This window comes from Sulfitobacter sp. EhC04, assembly GCF_001650875.1.
Lineage (GTDB): Bacteria > Pseudomonadota > Alphaproteobacteria > Rhodobacterales > Rhodobacteraceae > Sulfitobacter.
On record NZ_LXYI01000040.1, the window covers coordinates 32,730 to 51,329 of the forward strand.

General features: G+C 62.5%; 18 protein-coding genes and 1 tRNA gene. 11 read left to right on the forward strand and 8 right to left on the reverse strand.

Annotated features, from left to right (window positions below; all coding sequences use genetic code 11):
* Positions 1–53: 53 nt before the first annotated feature.
* Genes hutI through hutU form a run of 4 tightly spaced genes read left to right on the forward strand, consistent with a single transcriptional unit; the run spans position 54 to position 5,204 of the window.
* Entirely contained in the window at positions 54–1,244 is a 1,191-nt protein-coding gene (gene hutI, locus A8B82_RS16520) for an imidazolonepropionase (RefSeq protein WP_067294810.1), read from the forward strand.
* Complete coding sequence (hutH, locus tag A8B82_RS16525) at positions 1,241–2,746, forward strand: histidine ammonia-lyase (protein ID WP_067294812.1); 1,506 nt, start codon at positions 1,241–1,243, stop codon at positions 2,744–2,746. Before hutI ends, hutH begins: the two co-directional genes overlap by 4 nt.
* Complete coding sequence (gene hutG / locus A8B82_RS16530; RefSeq protein ID WP_067294815.1) at positions 2,743–3,537, forward strand: N-formylglutamate deformylase; 795 nt, start codon at positions 2,743–2,745, stop codon at positions 3,535–3,537. Before hutH ends, hutG begins: the two co-directional genes overlap by 4 nt.
* Positions 3,534–5,204: a urocanate hydratase gene (hutU, locus tag A8B82_RS16535; RefSeq protein ID WP_067294818.1), complete on the forward strand. Its 1,671-nt coding sequence runs from the start codon at positions 3,534–3,536 to the stop codon at positions 5,202–5,204. Before hutG ends, hutU begins: the two co-directional genes overlap by 4 nt.
* A gap of 189 nt (positions 5,205–5,393) precedes the next feature.
* Here hutU and A8B82_RS16540 read toward each other — a convergent pair whose 3' ends face one another.
* Positions 5,394–6,227 (reverse strand): DUF3883 domain-containing protein, encoded by an 834-nt coding sequence (locus A8B82_RS16540; RefSeq protein WP_067294820.1) that lies wholly within the window; start codon positions 6,225–6,227, stop codon positions 5,394–5,396.
* Between the two features lie 136 nt (positions 6,228–6,363).
* Positions 6,364–6,437, reverse strand: a tRNA-Cys gene (locus A8B82_RS16545).
* A gap of 145 nt (positions 6,438–6,582) precedes the next feature.
* Here A8B82_RS16545 and A8B82_RS16550 point away from each other — a divergent pair.
* From A8B82_RS16550 to A8B82_RS16560, 3 genes are all read left to right on the forward strand, one after another.
* A complete protein-coding gene (locus A8B82_RS16550; RefSeq protein ID WP_067294823.1) occupies positions 6,583–7,236 on the forward strand; it encodes a protein-L-isoaspartate O-methyltransferase family protein in 654 nt (217 codons plus the stop codon).
* Positions 7,237–7,289: 53 nt separating this feature from the next.
* Complete coding sequence (locus tag A8B82_RS16555; RefSeq protein ID WP_067294825.1) at positions 7,290–8,720, forward strand: TolC family outer membrane protein; 1,431 nt, start codon at positions 7,290–7,292, stop codon at positions 8,718–8,720.
* A gap of 75 nt (positions 8,721–8,795) precedes the next feature.
* Positions 8,796–9,836 (forward strand): hypothetical protein, encoded by a 1,041-nt coding sequence (locus A8B82_RS16560; RefSeq protein WP_067294828.1) that lies wholly within the window; start codon positions 8,796–8,798, stop codon positions 9,834–9,836.
* 3 nt (positions 9,837–9,839) lie between these two features.
* Here the strand turns inward: A8B82_RS16560 and A8B82_RS16565 are convergent, their stop codons facing one another.
* Positions 9,840–11,297: a cobyric acid synthase gene (locus A8B82_RS16565; RefSeq protein ID WP_067294829.1), complete on the reverse strand. Its 1,458-nt coding sequence runs from the start codon at positions 11,295–11,297 to the stop codon at positions 9,840–9,842.
* Here A8B82_RS16565 and A8B82_RS24010 point away from each other — a divergent pair.
* Positions 11,281–11,463 carry a hypothetical protein gene (locus A8B82_RS24010; protein ID WP_138069791.1) on the forward strand — a complete coding sequence of 61 codons (183 nt, stop codon included), beginning with the start codon at positions 11,281–11,283 and terminating at the stop codon, positions 11,461–11,463. The two genes, A8B82_RS16565 and A8B82_RS24010, sit on opposite strands and share 17 nt — an antisense overlap.
* On the opposite strand, the gene A8B82_RS16570 is transcribed toward A8B82_RS24010, so the two are convergent.
* Positions 11,442–11,762 (reverse strand): DUF6280 family protein, encoded by a 321-nt coding sequence (locus A8B82_RS16570; RefSeq protein WP_008228933.1) that lies wholly within the window; start codon positions 11,760–11,762, stop codon positions 11,442–11,444. The two genes, A8B82_RS24010 and A8B82_RS16570, sit on opposite strands and share 22 nt — an antisense overlap.
* A 219-nt stretch (positions 11,763–11,981) precedes the next feature.
* Between A8B82_RS16570 and efp the strand changes: the two genes are divergently transcribed.
* Entirely contained in the window at positions 11,982–12,545 is a 564-nt protein-coding gene (gene efp / locus A8B82_RS16575) for an elongation factor P (protein ID WP_067294832.1), read from the forward strand.
* Between the two features lie 73 nt (positions 12,546–12,618).
* On the opposite strand, the gene ygfZ is transcribed toward efp, so the two are convergent.
* A complete protein-coding gene (gene ygfZ / locus A8B82_RS16580) occupies positions 12,619–13,380 on the reverse strand; it encodes a CAF17-like 4Fe-4S cluster assembly/insertion protein YgfZ (RefSeq protein WP_067294835.1) in 762 nt (253 codons plus the stop codon).
* A 64-nt stretch (positions 13,381–13,444) separates the two neighbouring features.
* Here ygfZ and A8B82_RS16585 point away from each other — a divergent pair, with 64 nt between their 5' ends.
* Complete coding sequence (locus A8B82_RS16585; protein ID WP_067294837.1) at positions 13,445–14,122, forward strand: TIGR04283 family arsenosugar biosynthesis glycosyltransferase; 678 nt, start codon at positions 13,445–13,447, stop codon at positions 14,120–14,122.
* 197 nt (positions 14,123–14,319) lie between these two features.
* Here the strand turns inward: A8B82_RS16585 and A8B82_RS16590 are convergent, their stop codons facing one another.
* Entirely contained in the window at positions 14,320–16,176 is a 1,857-nt protein-coding gene (locus A8B82_RS16590) for an ABC transporter ATP-binding protein (RefSeq protein ID WP_067294839.1), read from the reverse strand.
* Positions 16,177–16,318: 142 nt separating this feature from the next.
* Between A8B82_RS16590 and A8B82_RS16595 the strand changes: the two genes are divergently transcribed.
* Positions 16,319–17,527 carry a pyridoxal-phosphate-dependent aminotransferase family protein gene (locus A8B82_RS16595; RefSeq protein WP_067294842.1) on the forward strand — a complete coding sequence of 403 codons (1,209 nt, stop codon included), beginning with the start codon at positions 16,319–16,321 and terminating at the stop codon, positions 17,525–17,527.
* Positions 17,528–17,917: 390 nt separating this feature from the next.
* Here A8B82_RS16595 and rpiB read toward each other — a convergent pair whose 3' ends face one another.
* Together rpiB and A8B82_RS16605 are read right to left on the reverse strand one after the other, a co-directional pair.
* Positions 17,918–18,367, reverse strand: a complete 450-nt coding sequence (gene rpiB, locus A8B82_RS16600; protein WP_067294844.1) for a ribose 5-phosphate isomerase B — start codon at positions 18,365–18,367, stop codon at positions 17,918–17,920.
* Positions 18,368–18,417: 50 nt separating this feature from the next.
* Entirely contained in the window at positions 18,418–18,600 is a 183-nt protein-coding gene (locus A8B82_RS16605) for a hypothetical protein (protein WP_067294846.1), read from the reverse strand.

The following is an 18,600-nucleotide window of genomic DNA, read 5'->3' on the forward strand; positions in this document are numbered from 1 at the left end:
TGGGGTGTGAATATGTCTATACATATTGAGCAACAATTCCGTGAGGTCAACCCATGCAGCAGGTGCTCTGCAACGCGAGAATCGCCACGATGACCGGGGCAGGCTATGGGCTGTTGGAGAATGGCGCTATGGTGCTGGAGGCTGGCCGGATCGCTTGGGTCGGGGAGGCCTTGCCGGCAGAATACGCCGATCTGCCCCGACAGGATCTGCAGGGCAGGCTGGTGACACCCGGTCTGATCGACTGCCACACCCATATCGTACACGGCGGCAACCGTGCCGCGGAATTCGAAATGCGGCTGAAGGGGGCCAGCTATGCCGAAGTGGCACAGGCCGGCGGCGGCATCGTCTCCACCATGGCGGCGACGCGCGCGGCCAGCCAGGATGCGCTGATCGCCGCAGCGCTGCCACGTCTGGACGCATTGATCGCGGAAGGGGCCTGTGTGGTCGAGGTCAAGTCAGGCTATGGGCTGGACGTCGAGACAGAGCTGACCATGCTGCGCGCCGCCCGCGCCCTGGGACGGATGCGCCCGGTGCGGATCGTCACCAGCTTTCTCGGGGCCCATGCGGTGCCAAAGGATTTCGATGCAGGCCCGGATGCCTATATCGACAAGGTCTGTATCCCCGCCCTGCGCGCGGCGCACAGCGAGGGTCTGGTCGATGCCGTTGACGGATTCTGCGAGGGAATTGCTTTTGATCCCAGGCAGATCGCCCGCGTCTTTGATGTGGCACGCGAACTGGGCCTGCCGGTGAAACTGCATGCAGAGCAGCTGTCGCACCTCGGCGGGGCGCAGATGGCCGCCGAATATGGCGCGCTGTCGGCGGATCATCTGGAATATGCGGATGCGGCGGATGCCCAGGCGATGGCGGATGCAGGCACCGTGGCCGTCCTGTTGCCCGGTGCCTTCTACACCCTGCGCGAGCCGCAGGCCCCGCCAGTCAACGCCTTCCGTGCCGCCGGTACGCGGATGGCATTGGCCACCGACTGCAACCCCGGATCCTCGCCGCTGACGTCATTGCTGTTGGCGATGAACATGGGCTGCACGCTGTTTGGCCTCACCCCCGAAGAGGCGCTGGGCGGGGTGACGGCCCATGCCGCCGCAGCACTTGGCCTGACCGATTGCGGACGTATCGCGCCGGGGCTGCGCGCGGATATCTGCGTCTGGGACGTGATGCATCCGGCGGAACTGGCCTATCGCATCGGCTTCAATCCCTTGTATCAACGCTATTTCGGAGGTGTCTCATGATCCTGAACCCCGGTCAGGTCAGCCTGAAAACGCTGGAGCGCATCTGGCGCGGCGATGATCCCGTGACGCTGGATGCAGCCGCGAAACCGCATGTCGCGCGCGCCGCAGCGCTGGTGGCAGAGGCCGCAGCGCAGGCCGCACCGGTCTATGGAGTCAACACGGGCTTTGGCAAACTGGCCAGTCGCAAGATCGCGCCGGAAGACACAGAAACCCTGCAACGCAACCTGATCTTGAGCCATTGCTGCGGTGTCGGTGCGGCGCTGAGCGCACCGCTGACTCGGCTGATGATGGTCCTCAAGCTCAACTCGCTGGGGCGGGGTGCCTCTGGCGTGCGCTGGGAGATCTGCGCGCTGCTTGAGGGCATGCTGAACGCGGGCGTGATGCCGGTGATCCCCTCGCAGGGTTCTGTCGGTGCCTCCGGCGATCTGGCCCCGTTGGCGCATATGGCTGCGGTGCTGATCGGCGCGGGGCGCGCGGCCTATGACGGGCAGGAAATGTCCGGGGCCGCAGCGCTTGAACGGGCAGGTCTGCGCCCCGTGGTGCTGGGACCGAAGGAAGGGCTGGCACTGATCAATGGCACACAGTTTTCGACCGCCTGCGCCTTGGCAGGCCTGTTCGAGGCACAGAATGCCGTGCGCAACGCCATGGTCATCGCGGCCCTCAGTACCGATGCGATCATGGGCTCCACCGCGCCGCTGCTTGCCGAAATACACAGCCTGCGCGGCCATCCCGGCCAGATCGAAGTCGCCGCGGAAATGCGGGCGCTGATGGAAGGGTCGGAGATCCGCGACAGCCACCGCGAAGGGGACACGCGCGTGCAGGACCCCTATTGCATCCGCTGCCAGCCACAGGTTCTGGGCGCCGCGCGGGACGTGATCGCACAGGCTGCCCAGACGCTGGAGATCGAAGCAAACGCCGTCACCGACAACCCGCTGGTACTGGTGGACGAGGGGCTGATCGTCTCGGGCGGGAACTTTCACGCTGAACCTGTTGGATTCGCAGCGGATATGCTGGCGCTTGCACTGGCAGAGATCGGCGCGATCGGGCAGCGCCGCGTGGCGCTGATGGTGGACCCGACCCTGAGCCACGATCTGCCGCCGTTTCTGACGCCCAATCCGGGCCTGAATTCGGGCTTCATGATCGCCGAGGTGACCACCGCCGCGTTGATGAGCGAGAACAAGCACCTTGCCAACCCCTGCGTGACCGACAGCACGCCGACCTCTGCCAATCAGGAAGACCATGTCAGCATGGCCGCGCATGGGGCCTACAGGCTGGCGCGGATGGTGGACAATCTTTATGTGATTCAAGCGGTTGAGGCGATGTGCGCGGCGCAAGGCATCGAGGCGCGCGCGCCCCTTGCAACAGCGCCCCGGTTGCAAAAGGCCATCGCATGTCTGCGCAAGGCGGTGCCGACACTGGTAGAGGACCGCTACCTTGCCCCCGATATCGAAGCGGCGACCGCGCTGGTGCGCAGCGGCGCATTGGTGGAGGCCGCGATATGATCGAAGTGGTTCAGGGCAGCCTGCCCATCGTATTGGGATTGCCGCATACCGGCACCGAAGTGCCGCCGGAGGTCTGGGAGGGGTTGAACGACACCGGCCGCGCGCTGGCCGATACCGACTGGCACATCGACCGGTTGTACAAGGGCCTTGGGCTGGATGTGAGCACAGTGCGCACGCCGATCCATCGCTATGTGATCGACGTGAACCGCAGCCCCGAAGACAGCTCCCTTTATCCCGGTTTGAACACCACGGGCCTGTGTCCGCTGACCGATTTTGACGGCAATCCGATCCACCGCGAGGGTGCAGCACCCGACGCGGCAGAGATCGCGCGCCGGACCGAGCAGTATCACGCGCCCTATCATGCGGCGTTATCCACAGAACTGGCGCGGGTGAAGGCAAAACACGGCGTTGCTCTCTTGTACGATTGCCACTCTATCAGATCTGTTATCCCCTATCTATTCGAAGAAACCTTGCCGGATATGAACATCGGGACAAATTCATCCCAAAGTTGTTCACCGATCATGGAACGCGCCGTCCATACCCGGTGCCGGGCCGCGCAGGACTATACAACGGCGCTGAACGGACGCTTCAAGGGGGGCTGGACCACCCGCCACTATGGGAATCCCGGCAAAAACCTGCATGCCCTCCAGATGGAACTGGCGCAATCCACCTATATGGACGAGTGCCCGCCATGGCGGTGGCGCGCCGACAAGGCAGAGCGCATCAGGCCCGTTCTTTATCGTATTCTCAACGACTTGACAGAGCTTCTTAACGAAAGGCCACAGCGATGACCGACCCTCGCCACAACATCCGCGACGTCTATCCCGCCACCGGAACGCAGATCACCGCCAAGAGCTGGCTGACCGAAGCGCCCCTGCGGATGCTGATGAACAATTTGCACCCGGATGTCGCTGAAAATCCACATGAATTGGTGGTTTACGGCGGTATCGGACGAGCGGCACGCACATGGGCTGATTTCGACCAGATTGTCGCCTCTCTGACCGCGCTGGAGGCGGATGAAACGCTTCTGGTGCAATCAGGCAAGCCTGTGGGCGTGTTCAAAACCCATGAAAATGCCCCCAGAGTGTTGATTGCAAACAGTAATCTGGTGCCGCACTGGGCCAATTGGGATCACTTCAACGAATTGGATAAACGCGGGTTGGCGATGTACGGCCAGATGACCGCCGGGTCGTGGATTTACATTGGAACACAAGGAATTGTGCAAGGAACCTACGAGACTTTTGTAGAGGCGGGGCGCCAGCATTACGACGGGAACCTCACTGGCAAATGGATCCTTACTGCTGGCCTGGGCGGCATGGGCGGCGCGCAGCCCCTTGCCGCCGTGATGGCGGGTGCCTGCTGTCTGGCGGTTGAATGCAACCCCGACAGCATCGCCTTCCGGCTGCGCACCGGCTACCTTGATGAGCGCGCCGAAACGCTGGATGAGGCCCTGGCGATGATCGCGGACTGGACCGCGAAGGGCGAGGCGAAATCGGTGGGCCTGCTGGGCAATGCGGCAGACGTCTTTCCCGAACTGGTCAAACGCGGGGTGCGCCCCGATATCGTGACGGACCAGACCAGCGCGCATGATCCGCTGAACGGCTACCTGCCGCAGGGCTGGGGCATGGCCGAGTGGCGCGCCAAACGTGAGAGCGACCCCAAGGCAGTAGAAAAGGCCGCGCGCGCATCGATGAAGGTCCATGTCGCCGCGATGGTCGATTTCTGGAATGCGGGCGTGCCGACACTGGATTACGGCAACAACATCCGGCAGGTGGCGCTGGAGGAAGGGCTGGAAAACGCCTTTGCCTTTCCGGGGTTCGTCCCGGCCTATATCCGGCCCCTGTTCTGCCGGGGCGTGGGCCCGTTCCGCTGGTGCGCGCTGTCGGGCGACCCCGAGGACATCTACAAGACCGATGCCAAGGTAAAGGAGCTGATCCCCGACGATCCGCACCTGCACAAGTGGCTCGACATGGCGCGGGAGAGGATCAGCTTTCAGGGTCTGCCCGCGCGCATTTGCTGGGTCGGCCTGGGCCTGCGCGACAAGCTGGGCCTCGCGTTTAACGAGATGGTCCGTACCGGAGAGTTGAAGGCCCCGATCGTTATCGGGCGCGATCACCTCGATTCCGGCTCTGTCGCCAGCCCGAACCGGGAGACGGAGGCGATGAAGGATGGCTCCGACGCGGTCAGCGACTGGCCGCTGCTGAATGCGCTGCTGAACACGGCCAGCGGTGCGACCTGGGTGTCCCTGCACCACGGCGGCGGTGTGGGCATGGGGTTTTCGCAGCATTCCGGCATGGTGATCTGCTGCGACGGCACGGCGGAAGCCGACAAGCGTATCGCGCGTGTCTTATGGAACGACCCCGCGACCGGGGTGATGCGCCATGCGGACGCAGGATATGAAACAGCGCTCGATTGCGCCCGCGAACATGGGCTGAACCTGCCGGGCATTCTGCGCTGACGGCAATGCGGCGTGCGTGAGCGAAGCTCACGACACCCCGACTGCCGCCGTGGAAAAACGGCTTTCTTGTGATTTGGGCCAAACCAGCCTGAAAATCTGTCGGCACAAGGATCACGAGGAGGTGTCCGACGAACGTCTGGGCAAACTATACGCGCCCCGTGTCAATGCCCGGAAGGATGGGCACAAGTTCTAGTCGAACCGGGCTTGAAAGCTCGTCGGCGTCAGGGTGACGTGGTGATCCAGCGGGGGGCGGAGTTCAAAAGCTCTCGGCCCCCGCGCGTTGTTGTAGATCCTGAAGAGATGCCAGGTGTCCCTGTGCTCATCCGCCACACGCAGTTCGTTTTGTGAGATATGGAACGGTGTGCGATCCCAGCCATTTGTCGTCTTGACCTCAAGCAGGCGAGGGGTGCCGTCAGGCGTGAAGCTGGAAATGTCGTAGCCCGCGCCGTCACCCATCTCCTCGCTGACCCATTTGACCTGCTGAGCCAGATCGTCCCGGCCTGCATCCCTGAGGGTCACCCGTTCATGGGCCAGCGCGCGTTCTTCGCCCAGCCGTCCGAGCGCGCGATTGCGTTCCTGCTGTGCCGCGACGTCGAAATGTCGCGCGATGCTGCGCAACTGTTCGGCCTCTTCGGGGGGCGGGGTGTTGCGCATCGTGGGCGGTGTATCCAGAAACAGACGGTCGTTGGTGTAGGCCATACCCGGGGTCGCGGCCTTTGGCAGCCGCTCGACCCATTCCGGATGAGCGCGCAGCCAGCGGTCGACGGCTTCGGCCAGCGCCGTCTGAACATTGAACCGGGGGAGGTAGCCGGTGAGGATCGGCTGGCCGAAGGCTGGCATCAGGGCCGAAATATTTGCGTGTTTGAACTCGATCGAGCCTTTGGAGCGGTCGATCCGTTCCTGAAGGGCGCGGTTGTGTTCCGCCTTCACATATCGGCGGCGGCAGAGATCGTCGGCGAGCATGGCGAAATAATCCGCCACGATCAGGTCGTTCTCTTCGTCTGTCCAGGGACCTTCCGCCATTTCAGGACCTTAGCCGCAGTCTGCTGGGCTGTCACGCGGGAGGCGAAAACTGCGGAATCTGTAAACCGGCCTGCAAACCGCACCAATATCTGCGCTGCCAAAGCAGTGAAACAAGCGTCTGCGTTGATGGAGAGATTGGAGGCGAGTAGGAGAATCGAACTCCTGTACACGGATTTGCAATCCGCTGCGTAACCACTCCGCCAACTCGCCAGCCGATAGGGTGCCGCACTGCTATCTGATCACATCTGCGCCTGCAAGTCCCATGAAGCGGTGAAAATGGGGTTCGGGCCGTTGCCGCGCCGTGAGTGATGTGGCACACCTGATCAAAGAGAATCTGAACAGATGAGTTTAGCTGATGATCGATTTCGCCACGCGCCGCAACATGATGGTTGATACGCAGGTCCGACCCTCCGATGTGACAAAGTTTCCGATCATCGAGGCGATGCTGACCGTGCCGAGAGAGGACTTTGTTCCATCCGCCCAACGCGAAGCTGCGTATATGGGTGAAAACCTCGATCTGGGGCAGGGGCGGGTCCTGCTGGAGCCGCGCACCCTGGCCAAGATGCTGGACGCACTGGCGATCACCAATGGGGAGCTGGTGTTGGATGTCGGCGGGGCCATGGGCTATTCAACCGCTGTGATTGCGCATTTGGCCGAAGCTGTGGTTGCCGTCGAAGAGGACGAGGCGATGGCGCATGAGGCGCAGGAAGCGCTGATGGAGGCCGGGGCAGACAATGCGGTGGTACATGTCGGCCCCTTGGTCGAGGGTGCGCAGCAACATGGCCCTTATGACGTGATCATCCTTCAGGGCGGGATCCAGCAGCTGCCTGACCCGCTGGTCGATCAGTTGAAGGAAGACGGGCGGGTTGCCGCGCTGTTCATGACTGGCGAATTGGGCGAGGTGCGCATTGGCCGCAAGCGCGGATCGGACATCAGCTGGCGGATGGCGTTCAACGCGGCTGCGCCGGTCTTGCCGGGTTTCGGGCGCGAGGTTGCCTTCGAATTCTGAGAAAAATGTGCCCGGCGGGGTGCCGGGCCGAGGATACGAGCAGAGAGCGACTCATGATGCAGGTGACTTCCATCCAGAAATTACGGCGCGCGGCGGGCATCCTATGCCTTGCGACGGCGCTGGTGGCCACGGGCCGGCTGGCACAGGCCGAAACATTGGCGGACGCGCTGGTGGGCGCGTACAACCATTCGGGGTTGTTGGAACAGAACCGCGCGGTGCTGCGCGCCGCTGACGAAGACGTCGCCGCAGCCGGAGCCGCGTTGAAGCCGGTTCTGCGGTGGACCGCTGACCTGACCCAGGGCTACCGTGGTTCGGGGCCCCAAAGCCTTTTTGCGACAACGGGCAGTTCGAATTCGCTGACCGCGTCGATCGACCTGATTGCCGAGGTGCTGGTCCATGACTTCGGCGCATCGGCCTTCCGCATCGAGGCGGCCAAGGAAACGGTTCTTGCCACCCGCGATTCGCTTTTGAACGTCGAACAGCAAATCCTGCTGCGCGCGGTCAGCGCCTATATGGGCGTGATCGAAGCGTCGGAATTTGTGGCATTGCGCCAGAATAACGTGCGGCTGCTGACGCAGGAATTGCGTGCGGCACGCGACCGCTTTGAAGTCGGAGAGGTCACCCGCACCGATGTTGCATTGGCAGAGGCGCAGCTGGCGAATGCCCGCAGCGGACTTGCTGGCGCGCAGGGTGACTTGTTGCGCGCGCAGGAAGAATACCGCACCGCCGTGGGCCGCAAACCCGGCCGGTTGAGCGGACCGCCCAAGCTGCCCGCGATCGGCAATGACATCGAAACCGCCAAGGGATTGGCGCTGCGCCGCCATCCGCTGCTGCAGGCAGCCCAGCATCAGGTGGCCGCCGCCGACCTGTTGATCCGTGCGAGCGAAGCGGCAATGTCACCCCAGATCAAGCTTTCCGGCTCGGTTGGTGTGTCCGAAGAATTTGGCAACCAGAATTACAACAACAATGCGTCTATCGGGCTGGGTGTCAGCCAGACCATCTATCAGGGTGGCGCATTGTCATCAGCGGCGCGCAAGAGCATGGCCCAGCGGGATGCGCAGCGGGCCAATCTGCATGTGGTGCGCTTCGATGTGGAGCAGGCGGTTGGCAATGCCTATGCCGGATTTGCCTCTGCCCGCGCGCAGCTTGAAGCCTCTGACCGCCAGATTCGCGCGGCTCGCATCGCTTTCCGCGGCGTGCGCGAGGAAGCGACGCTGGGCGCGCGCACCACATTGGATGTGCTGGATGCGGAACAATCCCTGCTGGATGCCCAATCGACGCAGGTTTCCGCCCGCGCGAACCTATACGTCGCCGCCTATTCGATCCTGTCGGCGACAGGCCAGTTGACGGCGGCGAGCCTGGGGTTGCCGGTGCAGATTTATGACCCTGCGGGCTATTACAATCTGGTCAAGGACGGCCCGGCAAAGGAAACCCGGCAAGGGCGCCAGCTTGACCGTGTTTTGCGGGCCTTGCAAAAAGACTGACAATTTTCAGCGCCCCATTGTGAGAATCTCTGATCCGCGCTAACCTCTGATCGAGGAATGAGTGGTAAAAAATCTATGTCCGACCCCGTCACAAATGCCGAGGTGGAGGATGTCCTGTCTTCGATCCGCCGTCTGGTTTCCGAAGACAAACGTCCTTTGCAGAGCAAAACCCGGCCAGTCGTGTCCGACCGGCTGGTGTTGACCCCCGCCTTGCGTGTTGCCGAACCCGAGGCCGAGGTGCCGGACGAAAGTGCCGATGCGACGGCACAGGACTGGTCCGAAGAGGATGCTGCGTTCGAAGCGGCATATGGCGATGGTTCAGCCGATGACGCGGTGCTCGGGAAGGAACCCGAAGCCGATGCGTCGGAAGATGATGAGATCTATTCCACTGCGCAAACCGATGCGGAAAATCCGGTTTCCGACAAGATCGAAACGGATCTGGATGATCCGGCCCTCGACTATGAAACCGATCCCTATAATTTCGCCGATGATACCGACCAGGATGGCGAGGGGACGCGTGCCAGTCGCTCGTTCGATGACGAATTTCGGGATCTGGAGGAGGATGAAAGCCCAGTACAGGGGCTGGATGCTGATGACAGTGCCGCGCCAGGGCAGCATGACGCCCAGGCCGCCACGCTGAGCGCCAAGATTGAAGCGCTGGAAACCGCGATTGGCAATATCGCAGACACTTGGGAACCTGACTCTCCGGGCGATGGCGAATATTCCGGGACAGAAGCGCCCGCAATGGCATGGGAAGATGACCTGGACCAGACGGCTTCGACCGCGCGCTTGCACAACCTTCCCGAAAACCGTGGCAAGCAGCCAGATGCCGCCAGTTTCTTCAGCGACCGGGGCGGGGACGAACATGTGGGCCCGGATCGTCCCGTTACGGACCGGCCAGGTGCGGCGGGTGATGCCAAGGCGTCAACAGCCGAAGAACGCCCCGTATTTGGCGATGATGACCAGGTGCTGGACGAGGAAGCGCTGCGTGATCTGGTCAGCGAAATCGTGCGGGCCGAATTGCAGGGCGCATTGGGCGAACGGATCACCCGAAACGTGCGCAAGCTGGTGCGGCGCGAAATCCACCGCGCCTTGACCGCGCAGGAACTGGAATAGCCTTCAGACCTCGCCGGCGAGGGACAGCAACAGATCGACGTCCATGAAACGTTCGACGTGCGCCGCCAGAGCATCCAGCGTTTTGTCCACGCCGGTTTCGAACATGTGGGAAGAGGCGACGCCGAAATCCGCCAGATAGGCGCGGCGGAAATCGTCGGATGTAAAGATACCATGCATGTAACATCCCTGAACGCGGCCATCTTCGCTGGTGGCCCCTTCGCGGATGCCGTCAAAAGTCAGCCAGCCCCGCGCGCAGTCAGGGCCAGAGGTCTCGCCAATATGTATCTCATAGCCGGAAAGGGCTGTGCCGCTTGCCGGATGGGTGCCGGTCTTGAGGGACAGGTGTTTTTTCGGGGCCATGACAGTGTCGATGTCCAGATGCCCCAGCCCGGCCACTTCCGATGGTGGCCCTTCGATGCCATGCGGATCGGCAATCCTGCGGCCCAGCATCTGATAGCCCCCGCAAAGCCCCAAAACATGCCCGCCACGCCGGATATGCGCGGCCAGGTCGATGTCCCAGCCTTCGGACCGAAAGGCCTCAAGATCGGAAATCGTCGCCTTGGAGCCGACCAGCAGCACCAGATCGGCCTCGGCGGGCAGGGGGCTGCCGGGCATGATCATGCGCAGATCCACGCCCGGTTCGGCGGCCAGCGGGTCCAGATCGTCAAAATTGGCAATGCGCGGCAGGCGCGGCACGGCGATCACGCAGCCCGCACCGCCAGAGCGCGCGCGTGCGGGCAGGTCCATCACGTCCTCGGCGGGCAGGCGGTGGGCCTGGTCGAACCAGGGTATCACGCCAAGGCTGGGCCAGCCGGTGCGCCGCGCGATGTCATCACGGCCCGCGTCAAACAGGCTGCGGTCGCCGCGAAACTTGTTGACGGCAAAGCCCCGCACCAATGCGTTGTCCTTGGCGGACAGGACTGCCTGTGTGCCCACGATCTGTGCTATCACGCCGCCCCGGTCGATATCGCCCATCAGGATCACCGGCACATTCGCTGCGTTTGCAAAGCCCATGTTGGCGATGTCGCCCGCGCGTAGGTTGGTCTCTGCCGGGCTGCCCGCACCCTCGACAATGATCAGGTCGATGCCTTGCCCAAGCCGGTGAAAGGACTCCAGCACATGGGGCATCAGCGCCCGTTTGTTCGCTCCAAATGCCGCCGCCTCCTGATGGCCTGCCACCTTGCCCTGAACCACCAGCTGCGCCCCCGTGGCCGACTGGGGCTTCAGCAGGATAGGGTTCATGTCCGTATGCGGCGCCACCCCCGCTGCACGGGCCTGCAACGCCTGTGCGCGCCCGATCTCGCCGCCATCTTCGGTCACGGCGGCATTGTTGGACATGTTCTGCGGTTTGAAAGGGCGCACCCGCAGGCCCCTGTTCACACAGGCACGGATCAGCCCAGCCACGATCATGGATTTCCCCACGTTCGAGCCGGTGCCCTGGATCATGATGGCTTTGGTCATTTCTGCGCCTTTGCAACTGGAGCGCAAACTGGCGCAATTCGCGCGGGTGGAAAAGGGGGATGTGGTATCGACCTATCCCAGCCTGCCCGAAAAAAAACGCAGCCCTGAGGCTGCGTTTGATGTGGTTCTGATAGCGGGGGAGGATCAGGCCGCTTCGGCCTGCTGAGCAGCATTGCGCCGCTCGGATTCTTCACGGCTCAGGGCGACGGATGTCCGAACACCTTTTCCAACGAAATCCATGAGCCCGGTCACGACGCGTTCGTTCGGGTCGATGCCGGCACAGCTCAGCACTTCGCGCCCGTCACGAGACCGCGCCCAGCGGGCAATCTGCTCTGGTCCGTTACCGTATTTCTTGTCGTCCGCAATCGCGTCATCAAGCGCTGCCAGTACCACGGCAGCGAAGAGTTTCCTGGCCCGATTTCCTTGCTCGTTATTGAAAGCGGTGCCATCAACGAAATCTTTCATCTCGTCGTCCTTTCCATTATTCTTGCTCTTGTCATTTTGGCGTGCGGCCTCTTATGACGGATATCACTCGATTCGGATACCAATATTTCGCATGTCTCCCATGCAGTGAGCGCATGGCCTTCGCGGGTGCAGCATAGGCCGCGCTCGCCTTGCAGGGAGCCGATACGGCAGATATAGGATGCGGTGAACATACATCAACCTTTATGACGGTTTTGCAAAATGCCAAAAATCAATGGAAACGAGATCCGCCCCGGCAACGTTCTGGAGCATAACGGCGGCCTCTGGGCAGCGGTCAAGGTCGACCATGTGAAACCCGGTAAGGGCGGTGCCTTTGCCCAGGTCGAGATGCGCAACCTGCGCAATGGCTCCAAGCTGAACGAACGCTTCCGGTCGGCTGACAAGGTCGAACGTGTGCGGCTGGAACAGAAAGATCAGCAATTCTTGTATGAAGACAGTGGGATGCTGGTCTTGATGGACACCGAAACCTATGAGCAGGTGCAGCTTTCCGCAGAGCTTTTGGGCGACCGCCGCCCCTTCTTGCAGGACGGGATGATGATCGTGGTGGAGTATCACGAAGCAGAGGCGCTGAACGCGTCACTGCCGCAAAAGGTTGTCTGCAAGATCGTGGAGACAGAGCCGGTGGTGAAGGGGCAGACCGCTGCCAACTCCTTCAAGCCCGCAATTCTGGACAACGGTGTGAAGGTTTCCGTGCCCCCGTTTGTCGGCCAGGATGAGGATATCGTGGTCAATACAGAGACGATGGAATACGTCGAACGCGCCTGAAGCATCGGCCCCGTGACGCGACGTTATGCTGCAGCTGCAATGCAAAACGTCGCGGATCGGGGGCCAGACCCCCTTAATTTGACGTATCTGATTCTGACCCGGTCCATGTGACCTGGGCTGAACCTGCGGTCATCGGGCCCGTGGCGCGATCGAACCTGAGGTAGGCAATTGCCTTGCCATCCGCCTGGGTCAGCAAAGAGCCCGCCGGTTTGTCGCCCGACAAGAGCTCTGTGCCCACAGGGGCCGATCCTGTGACATCGACCTGTGCGAGGCCCTTGCGCAGCTTGGTCTTGTGCCGCATCCGCGCGGTCACCTCCTGGCCCACGTAACACCCTTTTCTGAAATCGACGCCATTCAGCCGGTCCAACCCGACCTCAAGCACGAAGGTATCGGGTGTCAGTTCGACACCGGTTTCAGGCACAAGATGCGCCACCCGCAGGCTGTCCCAATCGGTTTGGTCATCGGTTTGCGACTGGTCGCGATAGGCGCGCCAGCCCATCTGCGGATGCCGGGGGTCGGTGTAGCCGTCTGGCGGCGGGGTGCCGATACCGCGATGCAGGTGCAATCCGGTTTCGTCAATCTGCACATCGGCGCGCAGCTTGTACATTGTCAGACGCTGCACCAGCATATCGCCCAAGCTGTCGGCCACGTCGAGCAGCACCGCGCCATCACTTTGCCCGATGACAAAAAAGTCGGCCAGGTACTTGCCCTGTGGTGTCAGCAGGGCGGCATAGATCGGCCCTTGTTCCAGCTTGCCGATGTCATTGGTGATCAATCCTTGCAGGAATTCGCGGGTGTCCTTGCCCGACAGGCGCAGGATGCGGCGGTTTGTCATTGCGGTGTCCTTTCTGCGGTAGCCATGACATATAGCTTCCGTCCAGCGTTCTAAAGGGGGGAACATGCGCGCGCCGATCACGGTCATCATTCCGACGCTGAATGCGGCCGAGGTGCTGCCGGATTGTCTGGTGGCGCTGATGGAGGGGCTTGAGGCCGGGATGATCCGCGAATTGATTGTCAGCGACGGCGGGTCGCAGGATGCAACCGCCGCACTGGCCGATGCCTGGGGCGCGAAGGTTCTGCAAGGCGCGCCGTCGCGGGGGGGGCAACTGCGTCGCGGATGCGCACAGGCCGGGGGCGATTGGTTTTTGATCCTGCACGCCGATACGCGGCTGCAACCCGGCTGGACCGATTGCATGCATCATCACATGCGCAACAGCAGTCACGCGGGCTGGTGCCGCCATAAATTCGACAAGGGCGGGCTGGCGGCGCGGCTTGTCAGCGGCTGGGCCAACCTGCGCAGCCGTTTCGGGCTGCCCTATGGGGATCAGGGGCTTTTGATCTCAAAGGCACTCTACGAAAGGGTCGGCGGTTTTCCCGACATCCCGTTGATGGAGGATGTGGCGATGGCGCGCGCCCTGCGGGGCCAGCTGTCGGCGCTCGATGCCTTTGCTGTCACCAGCGCCGATAAATACCAGCGCCAGGGGTGGCTGAGACGAGGGGCGCGCAATCTCTGGACCTTGGTACGATACTGCGCGGGCAGCGACCCCGAGCAATTGGCTCAAAGGTATCAACGGTAGGCCGTGGCGCGCAGCGCATCAAAAAATGACATGTCATATTTGACATGTCATCGAAGACATATCTTGCATGACATGTCGTCTTTTTCAGCCAGACAGCCGACGTGGCGAAGCGCTTCAGGTGGTCGCGATGGACAGGCCGGTTGCAAACGAAAGTCGCGGGCAGGCCGCGATACCCGGATCATCACCCATGGCAAGGCTCAGCCAAACAGACGTTGACCAATTCGTTGCAGCAGGTTCGGCGCGGTAGGGGCAAGCCTCCGTTCACGGGCCCGCAGCGCCCGCATGCCTCGGGCGTCCGACACCGTCTTGCCGTCCTCGAACTGCAGACGATAGAGGTTTGCATAGGTCCCCCCGCGCGCCAGCAACTCTTCATGCGTGCCTTCATCTGTCACCTGCCCCCGGTCCATCACGATGATGCGGTCGGCGCTGCGAATGGTGGCCAGCCGGTGGGCGATGACGATGGTGGTGCGCCCGGCCGACAGCCGGTCCAGCGCATCCTGAACCACCTGCTCGGACTGCGCATCCAGCGCGCTTGTCGCCTCGTCCAGCAGCAGGATCGGCGTATCGCGCAGCAGGGCGCGGGCGATCACCACCCGTTGCCGCTGCCCCCCCGACAGGGCAGAGCCGCGCGGCCCCACCTTCGTATCCAGCCCGTGCTCGAGTTTGGGCAGGAAATCGGCCACATGGGCCGCTTCCAGCACCTCCTGCAGGCGCGCGTCACTGACATCCGTTCGGCCGAGCACGATATTCTCGCGCAGTGTCTCGTCAAACAGCAGCGCCTCCTGTGTCACCACCGAGAAAAGACCGCGCAGATCCGCCAAGGTCACGTCCTTGACAGAAATGCCACCGATGGTGACCTCGCCCTCCTGCGGGTCGATGAGCCGGGTCAGCACGTTGAAAACCGTCGATTTCCCGGCGCCCGAAGCCCCGACAAGCGCCGTTGTCTTGCCTTCCATCGCGGTCAGGTTCAAACCGTCCAGCACCCTGGCCTCGCCAAAGGACAGGGTGACGTCTTTCAGAACAATGTCGGTGCCGGGCAGCGGCAGCGCCTTGGGGTGCGTCGGGTCGGACTGGCGCTGGGGCGCGTCCAGCAACTCCTTCAACCGCTCCAGCGCGGCTGCTGCGGTCTGCCACAGCCCGCTGACCCCGCCCAGCCGCCGCAGCGGACTGAAGGTGAAGCCCATGGCGGTGAAAAACGTCATGAACTGGCCGATTGTCTTGTCGCCCGAAATGATCTGGCTGCCACCATAAAGGATCACAGCCATGAATCCGATTCCGGACATGATGTCGATCATCCCCGGTATGGCGGAATTGCCAAAGGCCGCGCGAACTTCGGTTGTGATGAACTTGCGTGTCAGATCGCGGTATTGGCGCGATTGGTACTCTTCCAGCGCGTTCAGCTTGATCTGGACAATGCCATGAAACACTTCGTCCAGCCGGGTCGCCAGATGCGCGCCCAGATCCCGCGCTTCGCGGGCGCGGCGACGGACAAAGCGTTGCGCGGCCACCGCGGGCAGCACCATCAGCGGCACCCCGATGCAGGCCAGGAAAGCCCAGACCGGATCAATCGAAATCGCCACCCCCAGAAGCACCAGCAGCCCAATGGCATCGCGGCCCGCGCCGGTGATGACTGCGCGCCAGACATCGCCCACTGCATTCACATCCGATTGCACCCGCTGGATCAGGAAACCGGGCGGATGCGATTGGTGAAACGCGCCGTCCTGAACCATCAGCTTGTCCAGCAGTTCGATGCGCATGTCGGCGGCTGTGCGCTGCGCGATGCGGGTCAGCAAGACCTTCTGAATGACCCCGGCAATGGCGCGCATCGCAAAGATGCCGACCAGCACCAGACCAACCCACTTGAGCGCGCTGCGGTCCCCGGCGACAAAGACAGTGTCGAACATCGGCTCCATCAGCCGCGCCAGGGCACCCAGCGTGCTGCCCTCGATCCCCATGAAGATCATGGCGACGATCATCAGCTTGGTGTGTTTCTTCAGGTAATCCCGCCAGAGCCAGCGCAACAGCTCACCCGAGGTGTAGGTCTGATCGTTCATATCGACGTTGACGCTCCTTTGGGGCGGTCTGCTGACCTGTCTACGCAACCCACGGGGGCAGGGCAAGGCAGGTGGGATATTGACGCCGGATCAAGGGGGCGTAGTGTCGGCCCGATCCTTCCTTCCACAACAAGGCACCCTTATGGCAAAGACCTCGAAACCGGCGCAGGGGCGTCCTTATCTAGCGATTCCCGGACCGTCGGTGATGCCTGACGCGGTGCTGCGCGCCATGCACCGGGCCGCGCCGAATATCTACGCCGGTGAGCTGCCAGAGATGATGCCGGGGCTGGTCACCGACCTGAAACGGATCGCGCGGACGGATCACAACCTGGCCATGTACATCGGCAACGGCCATGCGGCATGGGAGGCATCCCTGTCCAACGTCCTTAAGCCCGGCGACAGGGTGCTGGTCCCCGCCACCGGGCGTTTCGGCCTGGGTTGGGCGCAGATGGGCAAAAGCCTCGGGCTGGAGACGGAAATCATCGACTTTGGCAGGCAGTCCCCGATGGACATGGACCGCATTGCCGAGGCGCTGAAAGCCGACACCGCGCATAATATCAAGGCGGTGCTGGCAGTGCATGTGGACACGGCAACTTCGATCCGCAATGACATCGCGGCCCTGCGCGGGGTGCTGGACGATGTGCAGCATCCTGCGCTGCTGATGGCCGATTGCATCGCCTCGCTGGGCTGTGACGTCTTCGAGATGGACGCCTGGGGCGTGGATGTGATGGTGACGGGCTGTCAGAAGGGCCTGATGGTGCCCCCCGGCATGGCCTTTGTCTTTTTCAACGACCGGGCAGAGGCGGCACGGGCCAGAATGCCCCGCGTCAGCTGGTACTGGGACTGGACCCCGCGCGCCCATCCGGAGGAATTCTTTCAATACCACGGCGGCACGGCGCCCACCCACCACCTTTATGGCCTGCGCACCGCCCTCACCATGATCCACGACGAGGGGATTGAACAGGTCTGGGCGCGCCACCGTCTGCTGGCCCGCGCGGTCTGGGCCGCCTGCGAGGCCTGGTCAACCGCCGGAACCTTCCGGATGAACGTGTCCGACCCGGCCTATCGCAGTTGCGCTGTGACCGCCCTGCGCCTGCAAAGCCCGCATGCAACCGAATTGCGCAGCTGGGTTGAACAGGAACTGGGCCTGACCCTTGGCATCGGGCTCGGGATGGCCGAACCGGGTGATCCGGCGCGCGATGGGTTTTTCCGGCTGGGGCACATGGGGCACACAAACGGCCATATGATCATGGGCCTGCTGGGTGGCATAGAGGCCGGGATGCGCGCAATGAAGGTCGAACACGGGCCGGGCGCGCTGGAGGCGGCCGCAGATGTGATCGCGGGCGCTTAGGCTCTGGACCCATTAATTCTATATTCACAGTTTGCCAGATTTTTTCGCAGACAAGAAGCATCTGCACAGGAATAGTGGTTCTATTTCAATCAGATGTGACGCCTCCTCTCGGGACATTGCTGCGCAATGCCCTGCCGGGCAATGGGCTGCGGGAAAATCCGTCAAACCCGTCACGCCGAAGGCGTGCCAGCATAACACGGCGCTCCTTCGGAGCGACGGGCGGCGATTTCACTTCATTTCAACGTCTTGGGTCGCTTGCAAATAGAACCTACCACTGCCCGGCAGTGCATTTGCATGGCAAATGTCACGAGAGGGGATTGGCTGCTCGCCCCAAACCATTGAAATTTCGTGAAATCGCCGCTGAGCATATAAGATTTATGGGTCCAGAGCCTAACTTTCCAGCGCCATGATCATGTCGACCCTTGTGGCATGGCGTCCACCTTCGAAAGCGGTGTCGAGAAACGCATCGACAATGTCGAGCGCGACGCCATCGCCGATCACCCGCGCCCCCAGGGCCAGCATGTTGGCATCGTTATGCGCGCGGATCATCCGGGCCGAGAAGACGTCCGAACAGACGCCGCAACGAATCCCTGAAACCTTGTTCGCCGCCATCATGATCCCCTGGCCGGTGCCGCAAAGCACGATCCCCAGCGCGCAATTGCCCGATGTCACATGCCGCGCGGCTGCGGCACCGTGGTCGGGGTAATGCGTGCTCTCGGGCGTCTCGGGGCCGATGTCGACCACCTCATGGCCACGCGATGTGACATGGGCGGCGACGGCACGGCGCAGGTTGATGGCGGCATGATCGCTGGAAAGCACGATGCGGAGGCTGGAGGACATGGGGCAGGCCTTTCGAAAGGGTGTCTGGGGCGCGGTGGCCGCGCGCGCCCCTATTGCCGTGCCGCGGCGATGCGATCAATCACCTTGTTCACCCCCCAGCACAATGCGCCAGCCGCGATCAGACCCCAGATCGCCCAAATCGCCATCAGCACCCACGCCAGATTGATGCCGAACATCACGATGCAGGCCTGTGTGTAGTTCGGGGCGGCGGGCCGGTTGTGAGAATCGCGCAT